General features: G+C 31.5%; 15 protein-coding genes. 12 read left to right on the top strand and 3 right to left on the bottom strand.

Going from position 1 to position 15,401, the window contains the following annotated elements:
- Window positions 1–10: 10 nt before the first annotated feature.
- From ACVC08_RS07145 to ACVC08_RS07090, 12 genes are all read left to right on the top strand, one after another.
- On the top strand, window positions 11–658 hold the full coding sequence (locus ACVC08_RS07145) for a thymidine kinase (RefSeq protein WP_452598653.1): 648 nt from the start codon (window positions 11–13) through the stop codon (window positions 656–658).
- Complete coding sequence (gene alr, locus ACVC08_RS07140) at window positions 651–1,757, top strand: alanine racemase (protein WP_452601537.1); 1,107 nt, start codon at window positions 651–653, stop codon at window positions 1,755–1,757. Before ACVC08_RS07145 ends, alr begins: the two co-directional genes overlap by 8 nt.
- A gap of 98 nt (window positions 1,758–1,855) precedes the next feature.
- Window positions 1,856–2,257 (top strand): large conductance mechanosensitive channel protein MscL, encoded by a 402-nt coding sequence (gene mscL / locus ACVC08_RS07135; RefSeq protein ID WP_452601536.1) that lies wholly within the window; start codon window positions 1,856–1,858, stop codon window positions 2,255–2,257.
- Window positions 2,258–2,429: 172 nt separating this feature from the next.
- Window positions 2,430–3,419: an aspartate-semialdehyde dehydrogenase gene (locus tag ACVC08_RS07130; RefSeq protein WP_452598656.1), complete on the top strand. Its 990-nt coding sequence runs from the start codon at window positions 2,430–2,432 to the stop codon at window positions 3,417–3,419.
- A gap of 138 nt (window positions 3,420–3,557) precedes the next feature.
- A complete protein-coding gene (locus tag ACVC08_RS07125; protein WP_452598657.1) occupies window positions 3,558–5,732 on the top strand; it encodes a prolyl oligopeptidase family serine peptidase in 2,175 nt (724 codons plus the stop codon).
- Window positions 5,733–5,813: 81 nt separating this feature from the next.
- Entirely contained in the window at window positions 5,814–6,734 is a 921-nt protein-coding gene (locus ACVC08_RS07120; protein WP_452601535.1) for an ABC transporter ATP-binding protein, read from the top strand.
- Between the two features lie 35 nt (window positions 6,735–6,769).
- Window positions 6,770–7,390 carry a hypothetical protein gene (locus ACVC08_RS07115; protein WP_452598659.1) on the top strand — a complete coding sequence of 207 codons (621 nt, stop codon included), beginning with the start codon at window positions 6,770–6,772 and terminating at the stop codon, window positions 7,388–7,390.
- A 32-nt stretch (window positions 7,391–7,422) separates the two neighbouring features.
- Window positions 7,423–8,019: a DUF4919 domain-containing protein gene (locus ACVC08_RS07110; RefSeq protein WP_452601534.1), complete on the top strand. Its 597-nt coding sequence runs from the start codon at window positions 7,423–7,425 to the stop codon at window positions 8,017–8,019.
- Between the two features lie 116 nt (window positions 8,020–8,135).
- Window positions 8,136–8,432, top strand: a complete 297-nt coding sequence (locus ACVC08_RS07105; protein WP_452598661.1) for a hypothetical protein — start codon at window positions 8,136–8,138, stop codon at window positions 8,430–8,432.
- A 41-nt stretch (window positions 8,433–8,473) separates the two neighbouring features.
- Window positions 8,474–9,046, top strand: coding sequence for a Crp/Fnr family transcriptional regulator (locus ACVC08_RS07100; protein WP_452601533.1), 573 nt, complete (start codon window positions 8,474–8,476; stop codon window positions 9,044–9,046).
- A gap of 76 nt (window positions 9,047–9,122) precedes the next feature.
- Window positions 9,123–9,575, top strand: coding sequence for a carboxymuconolactone decarboxylase family protein (locus ACVC08_RS07095; protein ID WP_452601532.1), 453 nt, complete (start codon window positions 9,123–9,125; stop codon window positions 9,573–9,575).
- A 149-nt stretch (window positions 9,576–9,724) separates the two neighbouring features.
- A complete protein-coding gene (locus ACVC08_RS07090; protein ID WP_452601531.1) occupies window positions 9,725–10,900 on the top strand; it encodes a C45 family autoproteolytic acyltransferase/hydolase in 1,176 nt (391 codons plus the stop codon).
- Here the strand turns inward: ACVC08_RS07090 and ACVC08_RS07085 are convergent.
- From ACVC08_RS07085 to ACVC08_RS07075, 3 genes are all read right to left on the bottom strand, one after another.
- Complete coding sequence (locus ACVC08_RS07085; protein ID WP_452601530.1) at window positions 10,897–11,442, bottom strand: SRPBCC family protein; 546 nt, start codon at window positions 11,440–11,442, stop codon at window positions 10,897–10,899. The two genes, ACVC08_RS07090 and ACVC08_RS07085, sit on opposite strands and share 4 nt — an antisense overlap.
- Window positions 11,443–11,556: 114 nt before the next feature.
- On the bottom strand, window positions 11,557–13,278 hold the full coding sequence (locus tag ACVC08_RS07080; protein ID WP_452601529.1) for a phytanoyl-CoA dioxygenase family protein: 1,722 nt from the start codon (window positions 13,276–13,278) through the stop codon (window positions 11,557–11,559).
- Window position 13,279: 1 nt separating this feature from the next.
- On the bottom strand, window positions 13,280–15,214 hold the full coding sequence (locus ACVC08_RS07075) for a CAP domain-containing protein (protein ID WP_452601528.1): 1,935 nt from the start codon (window positions 15,212–15,214) through the stop codon (window positions 13,280–13,282).
- Window positions 15,215–15,401: the final 187 nt, after the last annotated feature.

The raw sequence follows: 15,401 nt of genomic DNA, 5'->3' as shown, positions 1-15,401 counted from the left end.
AAATTACAAAATGTTTCTTGAAAATACAGTAAATCAAAAAGAACAATTTGGTTGGATCGAAGTTATTTGTGGATCAATGTTCTCTGGAAAAACCGAAGAATTAATTCGTAGGCTAAAACGTGCGCAGTTTGCAAAGCAAAGAGTAGAGATTTTTAAACCTGCAATAGATGTACGTTATGATGACGAAATGGTAGTGTCTCATGATGCCAACGAAATTAGGTCTACACCAGTACCAGCCGCCGCTAATATACCTATTTTGGCAGACGGTTGTGACGTGGTAGGAATAGATGAAGCTCAGTTTTTTGATGATGAGATTGTGCGCGTATGTAATGATCTGGCAAATAAAGGTGTTCGTGTTATTGTAGCTGGTTTAGATATGGATTTTAAAGGAAATCCATTTGGGCCTATGCCAAATTTAATGGCCACAGCAGAATATGTAACTAAAGTACATGCGGTATGTACAAGAACAGGAAACTTAGCACAATTTAGTTACAGAAAAACAAATAGCGAAGATTTAGTATTGTTAGGGGAAACAGAGGAGTACGAACCTCTAAGCCGAGCAGCTTACTATAAGGCAACTTTACGTGAAAAAATAAAGAACATGAAAGTGAATAATGCAGAAGAACTAACAAAAAAAACGAAAGAAAAAGATGCCTAAAGCGCAAGAAACAATTCTAGAAATAGATTTAAAAGCGCTTAAACACAATTTTGAGTTTATTAAATCTAAACTTAAAAACAACACCAAATGTTTAGCAGTTGTTAAAGCATTTGCTTACGGTAGCGACGCTGTAGAAGTCGCTAAATATTTGGAAAGCTTAACTATAGACTATTTTGCTGTAGCTTATACAGATGAAGGCGTAGCGCTAAGAGATGCAGGAGTAACAACACCCATTTTAGTATTACACCCACAAGAACTTAATTTTAAAACTATTATAGAACGTTGTTTAGAACCAAGTTTATATTCTAACCGCATTTTAGATGCATTTATTAAAATAGCTAAGGCTAAAAAGCAAAAAGACTACCCTGTACACATAAAGTTTAATACAGGACTAAATCGATTAGGATTTGTAGAAAAAGAGATAGCAGCAGTTGTTTCAAAATTAAAGACTAATGATTCTATTAAGGTAAAGTCTTTGTTTTCGCATTTAGCAGCAAGCGAAGACGAAGATGAAGTAGACTTTACAACACAACAAATTAGAAGTTTTAAAACCATAGCAAATAGAATGATTGGAGAACTAGGCTATAAACCTATGTTACACCAATGTAATACTTCAGGAATTATTAATTATCCAGAAGCGCATTTAGATATGGTAAGAACAGGTATAGGCTTATACGGCTTTGGAAATAACACAGAAGTAAACCAACATTTAAAACCAATAGCAACACTAAAAACTATTATCTCTCAAATACATACCTTAAAGTCAGGAGAAAGTCTAGGCTATAATCGTGCTTTTAAAGCAACAGAAACCACTAAAACAGCAACATTACCAATTGGGCATGCCGATGGTATAAGTAGGCAATTAGGAAACGGAAAAGGATTTGTAATTATAAATAATCAAAAAGCAGCTATTTTAGGAAATGTCTGTATGGATATGATTATGGTAGATGTAACAAGTATTAATTGTAAAGAGGGAGATGAAGTTGTTATTTTCAATTCTAAACAGACAGCTGAAGCATTAGCAGAAAAAATGAATTCTATATCATACGAATTATTAACTGCGGTATCTCAGCGCGTAAAAAGAGTATTTTATCGATAATTTTAGCTTTATTCTTACATTAAATTTTATAGAATGTTAAAATTTTAAGTAAATTAGAATAATTTTATAATTAACTAACTTAAAAAATAATTAAAATTATGGGCATGCTAAAAGAGTTTAAAGAGTTTGCAATGAAAGGCAATCTTGTAGATATTGCTGTCGGTTTTGTAATGGGAGCAGCTTTTAAAGAAGTTGTATCTTCATTTACAGGAGGAATTGTATCTCCGTTAATTGGATTAATTTTCGATTCAGACTTCAAATCATTAAGGCATAAATTAAAAGACGGTACTTTAGACGACTCAGGGAACATGGTAGGAGAAGTCTACTTAGAATACGGAACATTTTTAACTAATGTTATAGACTTTATCATTGTTGCATTTGTAATGTTTATGGTTGTAAAAGGAGTTAATAAAATGAAAAAACCTGAGCCGCCAGCTGCACCAGCTGGACCATCAGATAACGATTTATTAAAAGAAATTAGAGATGCTTTAAAAAAGTAATCTAACATTTTAAAACGTTTAAAAATCGATTTTGTATTACACAAAATCGATTTTTTTATGCTTACTTTTTTATACTTTAATATTTACTAAAAAATAAAGAATTTTATAACATAAAGAAACATAAATAGTATAGTTTTGTGTTGGTTATATAATTAAAAAGAAAAATTAAAAAATGAAAGTAGCAGTAGTTGGTGTCACTGGTATGGTTGGAGAGGTGATGCGTACCGTTCTTGAAGAACGTAATTTTCCAATAACAGAATTTATTCCTGTAGCTTCAGAACGTTCTGTAGGTAAACAAATCTCATTTAAAAATAAAGAGTATACCGTAGTAAGCATGCAGGATGCGGTAAATAAACGCCCAGATATAGCGTTATTTTCTGCAGGAGGAAATACCTCTTTAGAGTGGGCTCCTAAATTTGCAGAAGTAGGTACAACGGTAATAGATAATTCATCGGCGTGGCGTATGGATCACAGTAAAAAATTAGTGGTTCCAGAAATTAACGCAAATGCACTATCTAAAGACGATAAAATTATAGCAAACCCTAATTGCTCTACCATACAAATGGTAATGGCGTTAGCACCGTTACATAAAAAATACAAAGCTAAGCGTATTGTAGTGTCAACCTACCAGTCTATTTCTGGAACAGGAGTAAAAGCAATGCAGCAATTAGAAAATGAATTAGCAGGAGTAAAAGGAGAAATGGCATATCCATACCCAATACATAAAAATGCAATACCACATTGCGATGTATTCGAAGAAAATGGTTATACCAAGGAAGAAATGAAGCTAGTTAGAGAAACACAAAAAATACTAGACGATAAAACCATTGCAGTAACAGCAACAGCAGTGCGCATTCCAACCTCTGGAGGACATAGTGAAGCTGTAAATGTAGAGTTCGAAAATGATTTCGATTTAAACGAAGTACGTCAATTACTAAACCAAACAGACGGTGTTGTTGTACAAGATAACGTAGACGTAAACACTTACCCAATGCCAATTTATGCCAATGGTAAAGATGAGGTTTTTGTAGGGCGTATTCGTAGAGATGGTTCTCAGCCAAATACACTTAACCTTTGGATTGTAAGTGATAATTTACGTAAAGGAGCAGCAACAAATACAGTACAAATAGCAGAATATTTAGTAGAAAATAAACTAGTTTAAACTAGACTAACATGTTAAAGGAAGAGCTTGTATATTTATATAAGCTCTTTTTTGTTTATTTTTATATGGTTTTACCCATAAAACAGTAAAACTATCTAATAGATAGATGAATATAAATTTCATAAAATTATAATCAATATGAAAAAAGTAGCACTTTGCTTATTAACCCTTTCAATAATAATGTCCTGTAAAGAAGAGGAGAAAGAAAGTATGAAAAGAAAAGAAATAACAGTAACCTATCCAGAAACAAAAAAAGTAGATACAGTAACTAATTATTTTGGAACAGAAGTAAAAGATCCTTACAGATGGCTTGAAGACGATAAAAGTAAAGAAACAGGAGATTGGGTAAAAGAACAAAATGTAACTACTTACGGGTATTTAGATAATATTCCATACCGTGATGAACTAAAAGAAAGACTCTCTAAAATATGGAATTACGAAAAAGTAGGAGCGCCGTTTAAAGAAGGAGATTATACCTATTTTTATAAAAATGATGGATTACAAAATCAATATGTAATATACCGTTATAAAACAGGGGACAACCCAGAAACAGCAACCGTATTTTTAGACCCAAATACCTTTAAAAAAGATGGAACCATTTCGTTGGGAGGAACAAGTTTTTCTAAAGATGGGAAAACTTTAGCTTATAGTATTTCAGAAGGAGGAAGCGATTGGCGAAAGGTATTAATCATGGATGTAGAAACTAAAGAACTTATAGAGGACACAATAGTAGATGTAAAGTTTAGCGGTATGTCTTGGTATAAAAATGAAGGCTTTTATTATTCAAGCTACGATAAACCAAAAGGAAGCGAGTTATCTGCAAAAACAGATCAGCACAAAGTATACTATCATAAATTAGGAACATCGCAAAAAGACGATAAATTAATATATGGAGGGACAGAAGACGAAAAACATAGATATATTAATGGAGGAGTAACAGAAGATAACAGATATCTTATAATTACACCACGAGTATCTACATCTGGAAATAAATTATATATAAAAGATTTAACCAAACCAAATGCACCACTAGTGGAAATTATAGGTAATACTGATAGTGATACCTATGTTATAGAAAACGTGGGAAGTAAGTTATATTTAGTTACAAATTTAAATGCACCAAATAGAAAAGTTGTAACAGTAGATGCATCAAACCCAACGCCAGAGCACTGGGTAGACTTTATACCAGAAACAGAACAAGTACTGAGTCCATCAACAGGAGGAGGTTATTTTTTTGCTAATTACATGGTAGACGCTATTTCAAAAGTATTACAATACGATTATTCAGGTAAATTAATTAGAGAAGTAGAGTTACCTGGAGTTGGTAGTGCCGGAGGATTTGGAGCGAAAAAAGAAGCTAAAGAATTATATTATTCGTTTACAAATTATGTTACAGCAGGAAATATTTATAAGTACGATATTAAAAGCGGAACATCAGAATTATTTAGGAAATCTAAAATAGATTTTAATTCAGAAGATTACGAGAGTAAGCAAATATTTTACACCTCTAAAGATGGTACAAAAGTACCTATGATTATTACACATAAAAAAGGAATAAAATTAAACGGTAAAAACCCAACCATATTATATGGTTATGGCGGGTTTAATGTTAGCTTAACACCTTCATTTAGTATTGCAAATGCAGTTTGGATGGAGCAAGGTGGAATTTATGCAGTACCAAACTTACGTGGAGGTGGAGAATACGGAAAAGAATGGCACGATGCAGGAACGCAACTTAAAAAGCAAAATGTATTCGACGACTTTATAGCTGCTGCCGAATATTTAATTGAAAATAACTACACCTCTTCAGATTATCTAGCAATTCGTGGAGGCTCTAATGGTGGGCTTTTAGTAGGTGCAACCATGACGCAACGACCAGATTTAATGAAGGTAGCATTACCAGCCGTAGGTGTTTTAGATATGTTACGTTATCATACCTTTACAGCGGGTGCTGGTTGGGCTTACGATTATGGAACAGCAGAACAAAGTAAAGAGATGTTCGAGTATTTAAAAGGGTATTCGCCAGTACATAATGTAAAACCAGGAGTAGAGTACCCAGCAACAATGGTAACTACAGGAGACCATGACGATCGTGTAGTACCAGCACATAGTTTTAAATTTGCTGCCGAATTACAAGACAAGCAAACAGGAAACAACCCAACACTTATTCGCATAGAAACAGATGCAGGACATGGTGCAGGAACACCAGTAAGTAAAACTATAGAGCAATACGCAGATATTTACGGATTTACATTATTTAATATGGGATTCGATGTCTTGCCAAGTAAAATGAAAGATGAGTTTAAAGACTAATATAAAGAACCTATAAAATGAAGAAAGTCACCTTACATAAGGTGGCTTTTTTTATGTTATTTTTGTACTTCAAACAAATACATGCTTCAAGTAAACAATATTAGCTTTAGTTACAATAAAATCAAGGTTTTAAATAACCTTTCCTTTCAAGTTGAAGCAGGAGAATACTTAGCTATTATTGGCGAAAGTGGCTCAGGTAAGAGTACACTTTTAAATATATTATATGGCGAGTACGACTTAGATGAAGGGCAATTATTTTGGAAAGCAGAAGAAATACTAGGACCAAAATTTAATCTGGTAGTGGGTTACGATTTTATGAAATACGTCACCCAAGAATTCGACTTAATGCCTTTTATTTCAGTAGAAGAAAATATAGGCAAATACATGTCTAATTTTTTTCCTGAAGAAAAACAACAACGTGTTGCAGAATTAATAAAAGTTGTAGAACTTGAAGCTTTCGCAAAAACCAAAGTAAAACTATTAAGTGGTGGGCAAAAACAGCGTGTAGCATTAGCACGAGCATTAGCAAAACAACCCGAGATTATATTGTTAGATGAGCCGTTTAGCCATATAGATAATTTTAAAAAACAATCCTTACGGCGTAATATATTTAGTTATTTAAAAACTAAAAATATAGCCTGTATTGTAGCTACACACGACAAAGAAGATGTGTTAGGGTATGCCGATACACTTATCGTTTTAGACGATAATAAAATAGTAGCAAAAGATACTCCTAAAGCGTTGTATAAAAACCCAAAATTACCTCTAGTAGCTTCTTTTTTCGAAGAGTTTAACATTATAAACGACCAGATTGTTTATGCTAACCAACTACAAGTTGTAGAACATTCAGATTTAAAAGTAACAGTGAAGCAATCGTATTTTAAAGGTCATTATTATTTAATTGAAAGTGTTTTTAAAACTAAAACTATCTTTTTTGAAAGCACATTGAAAATTGAAAATAATACCGAGGTATTTTTAGAGCGAAAAGTAAGTAAAAGTTAGAATTTGTTTAATAACCAAAAATAATCAGATTAATTATGGCTAAAAAATATACAGCTAGTGATATACAAGCACTTTCTGCTGGAGAGCATATAAGAATGAGACCAAAAATGTACTTCGAAAAGTGTTTTGAGGAAAATTCTCTTAATGCATTATCTTTTGAGGTTCTATGCCATGCTTTTGATGAATATTTTGATGGAAAATGTAATGATATTAAAATAACATTTTGGAGTCACGCGTTTAAAGTAAGATATAATGTTGGAGTACCTTTAAGAACGATAAAATATGAAAATTATACGTATGCAGAAATGATTATGACTAGAATTGCAGCTTGCTCTAATTTAAAAAAGCATCTAGCTGTTGGACGAGAATTCTGTAACTTAGGAATGGCAACCATTAACTTTGCAGCAGAAAGTTGTGGGCTTACAACAGTATGGGAAAACCAAAAAGGGACATTTTTATTCGAAAACGGAGAAACGAAAACAAGTGTAATTGAACCTTTTGAAAATAACGATTCATGGACTGAAATAACAGTAAAACCCAACCTTGCGCTTTTCGAAAACCTGAGTTTTACTTCTAAAGGAATGCAAGATAGAACTAAAATAATCACTGAAAAATTAGTAGATTTAAATATAATAATTGAAGACAAGATTGAATAAGCTACAGACCAATACCTACAAATATATAAACTATGACAGAAGAATTTTTCAACTTTATATCAGAAACCACAAAGGAGAATTTTGTTAACGCTCAAAACGCTGTAAAATTACATCCAGCATACAATCCGTATTCTGAAGATTTAAGTATAATGGAAGATTTGTTAGATGAGAAAAAGTTTCAAGAAGCAGCAGATTATAGTTCTATTAATGTTCTTTTATCTCCAAGGGCACACTTATATAAAAACTATGCTCTTGGGCAATTAAATAATGTAAAGGATGCTGAATCTGAATTATTTTTTGCTCAAAAAATTATGGAAGGCATTGAAACAACTGGAGATGGATCGGAAGAATATCCATATATAGTAACACGAGTTTCGGATGAAAGAGACTTGTTGATTTATCTTCAAGAGAAATTTATAAGTCAAAGACTTGTAAATAAAAACAATCAATATTTCGATTTAATTAATTGTGAATCGGGTACAGAACTATATTTTGATATAACGGAACCATATTTGAAAATGCAACAATTAATGAATGATGGAGAGATAAAGACACCATTTAATATTAAACAAGAAAGTAATAAGAATACTGTTAGTAAGCCTAAAAAATGGTGGAAGTTTTGGGGTTAAAGAACTGTTGTCTCTATTATTTTATATCTTTACCACAGTTCATTGAAACACTTTTGAAAAATTTTGAAGGCTATGTAAGTTAATAATGACTTACATAATGTTTAAAATTAAAAATTATGAATTGGAAAATTCAAAAACTACAAAATGGGGAAACCATTATTTCAAAAGAACCCGGTAATTCTATGTTACCAATACTAAAATCCAAACAACCAGTAAAGCTTAAGCCCATTGCATGGGAAGATTGCAACACAGGAGATATTGTGTATTGTAAAGTAAGAGGTAATTGTTTTACACACCTTGTAAAAGGTAAAAACAATAAACGCGGATTATTAATAGGTAATAATCGCGGTAGAATTAACGGATGGACAAAACATGTTTATGGAATAGTAATAGAGATATTACCAATGTCATAGACATTACCTTACAAATAAAAACTTCAGGATTATAAATTATAATGAAAAACCAAATTAGAACATACTTCAATCGTTATGTTGCTTTTAGTGATGCCGAAATTGATTTATTTTACTCTAAATTATTGGTAAAAACGATTAATAAAAAGGACTATCTTTTAAAAGAGCAGACCATTTGTAAATACAATTATTTTATAATAAGGGGAGTTGTTCGTTCATTTTATATTGATGTAAAAGGAAACGAGAAAATTACACAGTTTGCTATAGATAATTGGTGGGTAACCAATATGGAAAGTTTTATTAAACAAACACCTTCTACACAATATATTCAAGCATTAGAAGAAACAACAGTACTATATTTATCTAAAGATACATTAGAACAGTTGTATAAAGAGCTTCCAAAACTAGAGCGATTATTTAGAATTATTACTGAGAATATGTTAATTGCTAATATTCGAAAAAAAGATATATTTCTTCAAATGAAAAGCAAAGAACGATATACAGATTTTGTAAAAAAATTACCTGATTTTATTCAAAGAGTACCCCAATACATGATTGCTTCTTATTTAGAAATTACTCCAGAATATTTAAGCGAATTAAGGAGACAATCAAAATAACACGTTTCTTAAGATATCTTAAGTTATAACTAATTAAAGCGTTTTAGATTTGTTTCATAATTATAAAATAAAAATTATGGAACGCATTACATACCAAGATATTCCTAAAGGAATGTTTGAAAGTTTAAGAGCTATTGAAGATTTAATAGTCAATTCTTCTTTAGATAGTAATTTACTAGAATTAATTAAATTAAGAACAGCTCAAAAAAACAGCTGTGCCTTTTGTGTAGATATGCATTATAAGGAATTAAAACATTTAGGAGAATCAGAATTACGTTTGTCCTCACTATGTGTTTGGGAAGACACGCCGTATTTTTCGGAAAAAGAAAGAGCAGTACTTTATTTTACCGAAGCATTAACAATGTTAAGTAACAAACCAATTTCTGATGAAGTATATAATCCATTAGTATCTTTTTTTTCAAAAGAAGAGATTTGTTTTTTAGCATTAACAATTTCACAAAGTAATACCTGGAATCGATTAATGAAAACTTTTAGATTTATACCAGGACACCATAAGGTAGAAGGCTAGATGTTTTATTATTAGGTGTTTTTATGCTGTTTTTGCTATGCCTTATTAAATGTGAAAATTTTCATAACATAAGCTAACTGTTTTGAAATGAGCACCTTTTTTAACTAAGTTTGTTTATGCCTATAACAATAAAACTAAAACCGATAGCTATGAAACACCTAATACTTTTATTTACGTTACTTATATCTACATTGAGTTTTGGGCAGCAAGAAAAATCAAGAACTATAAAAACAGTTACATTTTCAGGAAGTGGTTATGCGCTAGGAGTTCAACATGGTAAAACATTGAAGAAAGAAATAGGAGAAGTTGTTAAAGCTTGGAAAGAAAATACAACAGCACAGTTAGGAAAAGATGCCAATGTAGTATTAAAGGAGTTTTTTGAATATGCTAAATTTGATGAAGCGATTAAGAAATGGACCCCAGAATTATATGAGGAAATAGAAGGCATAGCAGAAGGGTCTGGCCAGAAATTAAACGATATTTTGGTGTTAAATCTTCTCGATGAGTTTTGGGTTTATATTGTCGATTTACAAATCAATCATCATTGTAGTGGCCTTGGAGTCCCTGCTAGAAACGGAAATCCGGGTTATATCTCACAAAATATGGATCTTGAAAATTATACCGATGGATTTCAGGTGCTTATGCGTTTAGAGAAAACTAAAGCACGTCCAGAACAATTAATACTAACGCACCCTGGATTAATAGCTTTAAATGGAATGAATGAAGAAGGAATAGGTGTATGTGTTAATACAATCATGCAGTTAAAAGCATCTTCAAAAGGCTTGCCAGTTGCTTTTGTAATTAGGCGTATTATTAATTCTACAGAAAAAGAAGAATTACTATCTTTTATTCAAACCATAGACCATGCCTCTGGGCAAAATTATATTATAGGAATTAGAGGAGAAGTCTTCGATTTTGAAGCATCTGCAAATAAAGTTGTTCAATTTAAGCCAGAAAATAAAAACGGAACAGTTTATCATACAAATCACCCAATCGCTAACGATGACATTAAAAAAGGATTTGAAAAATTTAATCCTAATTTAAAAGAAGCACAAAAACCAGTAAACTCAAATAGCTACCTGCGTTTAAAAGCCGTAGAAAAAAGAATGACTCCTAATATAGATATTAATGAAGGAATGATAAAAAACGCTCTACGCTCTAAAGACAACAAGTACAACCCTGTATGCAGAGCAAATAATAAAGACGGACAAGGGTTTACATTTGCCTCTATTATTATGACGTTTTCAGAACAGCCAAACATTCAAATTCTTGCTGGTCCACCAGATGAATCTGAGTATAAAAAAATCTATTTTAATACACACTAATTATAACTAGTAGTGTTGTTTTCAATCACTCTTTTTAATGCCTCAATATTTTTAGTTTCCTGAGCTGTAAAAGAACCAGTAATCATTTCCATAATAGCAAACAAGGAGCGAGATACTATGTTTTTTCCAATAACTTTAGAGTCTGTTGTAATCGTTGTTTTACCATTGTTTTCTTTAAAAGTAATGATTTGTTCAAAGTCCATGACATCACTATCAAAACTCATTTTTACGTGATCAAATTCTTTTATAGAAGTCACTGTTTCTATCATTTCAAAATCTTGTTGGCCTTCTCCAGGATTAACAATAACTTTGTATGTACTACCAACAGTACCTTTTTGCCCGCTTAATAACTCCATACTTTTATAACCCTCTAGCCAAAGCTTATATTTAGACTCATCTTGTGTAACTGCCCATGCCTCTTCAATAGGCTTGTCTACTGTAATTTCATGACCGTAACCAACAGAAGGACTCATTAAACCTGTTGCAAAAAATAGAATGACTAGAACAATAACAACATAAAGACTGTATTTTAGAATTTTCATTTGTATATAGTATTAGTTAGTGAATTCAATAAAAATAAGATAAATAAATTTTATTCTTTCAGTTTTTTAGAGAATTAAATCTTTAAATACTAATGTGTTATAATGAAAAATAATCTAAAAAATTTCCTTCTCAGCATACTCCAAACCATTAGGCAATGCAATAGATGAAAATTCTAAGTGTAAAACACGGCGTCTTTTTTGTGATTTCGATTTAGAAGAGGCGTGTAATAATAACGGTTTTAAAACCTGTACGCCACCAGAATTAACCTCGCAAATAAAAGGAATAGAATGTTCCGAAATTAGTTTTATTTCCTCATTGTTTAAACGCTTTTTATGCGATCCACTAATAACCTTTAAAGCACCATTACTTTCTGTAGTATCATCTAAATGAATACGAATAGAAAATGTGTTTTTAGTAATGTTCTCTGGAGGCCTTACCCCAATAATACTATCTTTAGTCGTCCAAGATTTAAAACCCTCTGTTTCTACTCTATTAGTAACATTAATAGGGATATCTTGATGCCAAGTTACATACCAATTATCTTCAGGTTGCTTATCAAAATAAATGGCTTTCGTTAAAAACGCATGTTTATCTATAGCTTTAACCAATTTCTTTAAATTTCTATTAAACAAAATGTCTTTTAATTCTGGTATTTTCTGTAAAACAGCACGCATACCAAAACACTTTTCGTTGTTTTGTTTTATGTAAGCATCTAATCTCGCTTTTAGTTTTTTAATATCTCGTTTGGTATATAAATGATTTAAAATAGTAAATCCTTTATATTCTAATTGCTTTTCTATAGCCTTTAATCCTCTTTCAGTAATCTCCGTTTCGTAAGTGTCAATAGCGTGATATAAACGATCTTTTATATTACGTTTTAAACGCTCTGGAGCAATGACTTTAATATGTTCCCCAAGACTAAGCATCTCTTTTTCTAATTCAAAATTATGTTGCACATCTAAAGCAAAAGTAACGCCGTAATTATCTCTATCTATAACGCGTTGCGAATAATGAAACGGCTTCGTTTCTACATAAGGCGCATGTTTATGTATAACATAAAATATAACCTGTTCTGTTTGTAATTTAGGGCTTACCGAAACACCAATAACATCTTTGTAATACGTTTCGGAGTCGAATGAGGCATCAAAAACATACGGTTTTTCGCTTTTTTTAATGCTAATAATACGGTCTAAAGCTAAATTTAAAATGCCTTCAGCTTTTGTTTTTTTACCAATAATAAACCATCGGTTTCTAAACTCTTTTAATAAATACGGATGGAATGTAAATGTGTTTTCAGAACGTGCTTTAAACGAACGATACGTTAATTCTATAGCTTGCTTTTTTAGAATAAATTGATACAATTCATCCAGAAAATCAAGACCCTTTAAATTGTCATTCTTTTCGAAAGCAATTAATGATTTCTCATGAGTTTTCTGCGTGTAAACATGGTCTTCAAGCTTTTGTACCATACTACCCAACGCTGCAAAATGCGAAAACCCTTGAAACTGCTTTAAAAAAGAAACCGCTTCCGATAGTTTTGCCAAATCCTGATTAGAAATAGGGCTATTTGTAATGCTATAATCGGCATCTTCATACTTATAAAACTTTCTATTATAAACCACTATAGGTGCATTATAACCTAACTTATCGCTACGCATCATTTGTATGTCTAACTGCACCGTGCGTTTACTAACATCTACGTCTTTACCTTCGTACTCGTAAAGCGCATCCGAGCAAGCTTCAATTAAATCATCAAGCGTCCATTGGCGAAAGTTGTTTTGCAAACATTTATCTATGGTTTTATAACGAATTAATGCATTTTTATTTACTGCCATTTTAATCTGTTGTTTTACAAGTTTTACAAAAAAGGTTTTTCACACCTTCATTACTAAGGTTTTGAAAGTCTTTATCAATCCATTTACACCATCTATTTTTATTAAATTTTATAGCCAGTTTATTTAAGTTAAATAGAATCTCTGGATTAGAATCCTCATTGTCTGCTATATAAGTTTGCAATAATAAAAAAGAAGCCTCTTCATTTAGTGTTTTATTATGATAACGGTGTAGTAAAGACTCTTTGGTTAAGTGATACATACTCCAACTATTAAAAAATAAAGCCAAATCAATATCATCTTGTATGGTAAGCGAAACACTTCTAAAATAGTCGGTAATAAAATCGAAAGATTTATCAATTTTAGAACTGTAATTTATTTGCGCATAATATTCTATACTTGCCATGTGAAAGTTTAAAAACAAAGGATTAACAGTGTCTTCAGATTTATAGCTTTCAAATAAAGGTTCTACCTTTTTGGGATGTAAAACTTTCGAGAAATCTTCGATGCTAGTATCCCAATACCTCAATAATTGTCTGCTAGTAATAGCATATAAATTCAATAAGTTTTTTTGAGCATCCTTAGATAATAGCTCGGGTTGCGATAACCAGTTTCTAACAAAAAAGACGACATTATCTAAGTCGTAATAACCAATGTTTTTAAGTAATAAAGCAGATACGTTTTGCACCAATTCTTTTTTATCAAATAATTTATTAATGATGAACTCTTCATTTAAAAAGAGGTTACTTTGTTTGCTATCGTACATTGTGGCTAACGCCTTGTTTGCTAAATCAAAATTATTATTAAGCAAAGCATCCATTAAATTATAATTTAAATAATTTGAATGTGATGTGTCCCAAGTACCATATTGGTATAAAATGGCTTTAGATTGGCGTTGCTTTTGTAAAGCGTCTTTCCAAGTATTGGAAGCATTTCTTTTAACATAATTCCGAATATCTTTTTGAGAATTAAAAGTGTTTTCTAAGCCCAAAAGTTCAACTTGATAATTGCATAAATCCCAGTTTTCTTTGGTCTCAATAACAATAGGTATATGTTCTGTTTTAATGTTTCTTGCTAAGTAAGAATTAATATATTCGGCTCTTTTTTTATGTAAAATGGCATTTGCAGATGCAGTACCATCTACAGAAGTAAAACTTTTAATATCTATAGAATGTAATTTGCCAATGTTGAAGTCTATAATAGGGTCTTTTATAGGGGTAGTTTTTCCTGTTTCAAAATCGAAATGAATTTGATGAATACTATTAACGCCTTCGGTTTTTAAAGCAATATTTGGTCTATTTATAATAGGGGCTATGGCACGTAAATCGTACCGACCAGAAGGAATATATGCAGGTTGCGTATAGCTGCATTTTTTACCGTCTTTAATAACAATAATATTAGGACTTATTTTTTTAGACTTTAAATGTTCTGGAATTTTGCCTAAGGAAACAATAAGGCGTCTGTTGTTTTTTGCCATATTATTAGAAAAAACAGCATCTCTATATATTGGTTCTAGCATAACCCCATCGTAAATCTCTGAAGCATCCAATCTATTATCTTCTCCACACTCCATTCGGTCTCTAGCAATTAAATCTACAGCGATGCCGTCATTTTCATTTTTTAAAATTCGTTTTATGGTTTCAATTTTATGACCACCATAAATAACCTCTCCATTTTCAACACTAATTCTATTGCCGATATTTACAATAATATTACTGTTATTTCCTATAAGACTAGCACAGGTATTGTCTCCTTTCTTTACCGAAAAAGCATTATCGGACAATTGATTTGGGATAATATATCCCTTTTTACCAAAAACTTGAGTCGCAAAAATACGTTTAGATTTTGGGTGTAATGTAAAGGCGAAATCGGCATAAGTAAAGGCATCCGAAATCATGTTTGCATAATGACCAGGAGAACCTTTCCAAGCCCTAAACATATCGAAAGCCAATTTTTCAAGAGCCTTTTTATTTAAAGGATACCGTACTGGACATGCTATATTTGACAGGACAGTAAGAAGCGAGTTTATATATTTATAAACTTTAATAAAATAACAATGTCAAAACCACGAAATTTTTACACCAAAGAATTTAAACATAAAGCTGTAGAGCTTAGTTATGCAAAAG

Source organism: Pontimicrobium sp. MEBiC06410, from assembly GCF_053601615.1.
The sequence above is the reverse complement of the archived record's forward strand: the minus strand, read 5'-3'. Positions and strand labels throughout refer to the sequence as shown.

Excerpts from the sequence above, each read along its gene's own strand:
- ACVC08_RS07100 (WP_452601533.1), top strand. The coding sequence starts at position 8,474 with ATGAAAAACCAAATTAGAACATACTTCAATCGTTATGTTGCTTTTAGT.
- mscL (WP_452601536.1), top strand. The coding sequence starts at position 1,856 with ATGGGCATGCTAAAAGAGTTTAAAGAGTTTGCAATGAAAGGCAATCTT.
- ACVC08_RS07090 (WP_452601531.1), top strand. The coding sequence starts at position 9,725 with ATGAAACACCTAATACTTTTATTTACGTTACTTATATCTACATTGAGT.
- ACVC08_RS07125 (WP_452598657.1), top strand. The coding sequence starts at position 3,558 with ATGAAAAAAGTAGCACTTTGCTTATTAACCCTTTCAATAATAATGTCC.
- ACVC08_RS07075 (WP_452601528.1), bottom strand. The coding sequence starts at position 15,214 with ATGTTTAGGGCTTGGAAAGGTTCTCCTGGTCATTATGCAAACATGATT.
- ACVC08_RS07120 (WP_452601535.1), top strand. The coding sequence starts at position 5,814 with ATGCTTCAAGTAAACAATATTAGCTTTAGTTACAATAAAATCAAGGTT.
- ACVC08_RS07110 (WP_452601534.1), top strand. The coding sequence starts at position 7,423 with ATGACAGAAGAATTTTTCAACTTTATATCAGAAACCACAAAGGAGAAT.
- ACVC08_RS07085 (WP_452601530.1), bottom strand. The coding sequence starts at position 11,442 with ATGAAAATTCTAAAATACAGTCTTTATGTTGTTATTGTTCTAGTCATT.
- ACVC08_RS07095 (WP_452601532.1), top strand. The coding sequence starts at position 9,123 with ATGGAACGCATTACATACCAAGATATTCCTAAAGGAATGTTTGAAAGT.
- ACVC08_RS07145 (WP_452598653.1), top strand. The coding sequence starts at position 11 with ATGTTTCTTGAAAATACAGTAAATCAAAAAGAACAATTTGGTTGGATC.
- alr (WP_452601537.1), top strand. The coding sequence starts at position 651 with ATGCCTAAAGCGCAAGAAACAATTCTAGAAATAGATTTAAAAGCGCTT.
- ACVC08_RS07105 (WP_452598661.1), top strand. The coding sequence starts at position 8,136 with ATGAATTGGAAAATTCAAAAACTACAAAATGGGGAAACCATTATTTCA.
- ACVC08_RS07115 (WP_452598659.1), top strand. The coding sequence starts at position 6,770 with ATGGCTAAAAAATATACAGCTAGTGATATACAAGCACTTTCTGCTGGA.
- ACVC08_RS07130 (WP_452598656.1), top strand. The coding sequence starts at position 2,430 with ATGAAAGTAGCAGTAGTTGGTGTCACTGGTATGGTTGGAGAGGTGATG.
- ACVC08_RS07080 (WP_452601529.1), bottom strand. The coding sequence starts at position 13,278 with ATGGCAGTAAATAAAAATGCATTAATTCGTTATAAAACCATAGATAAA.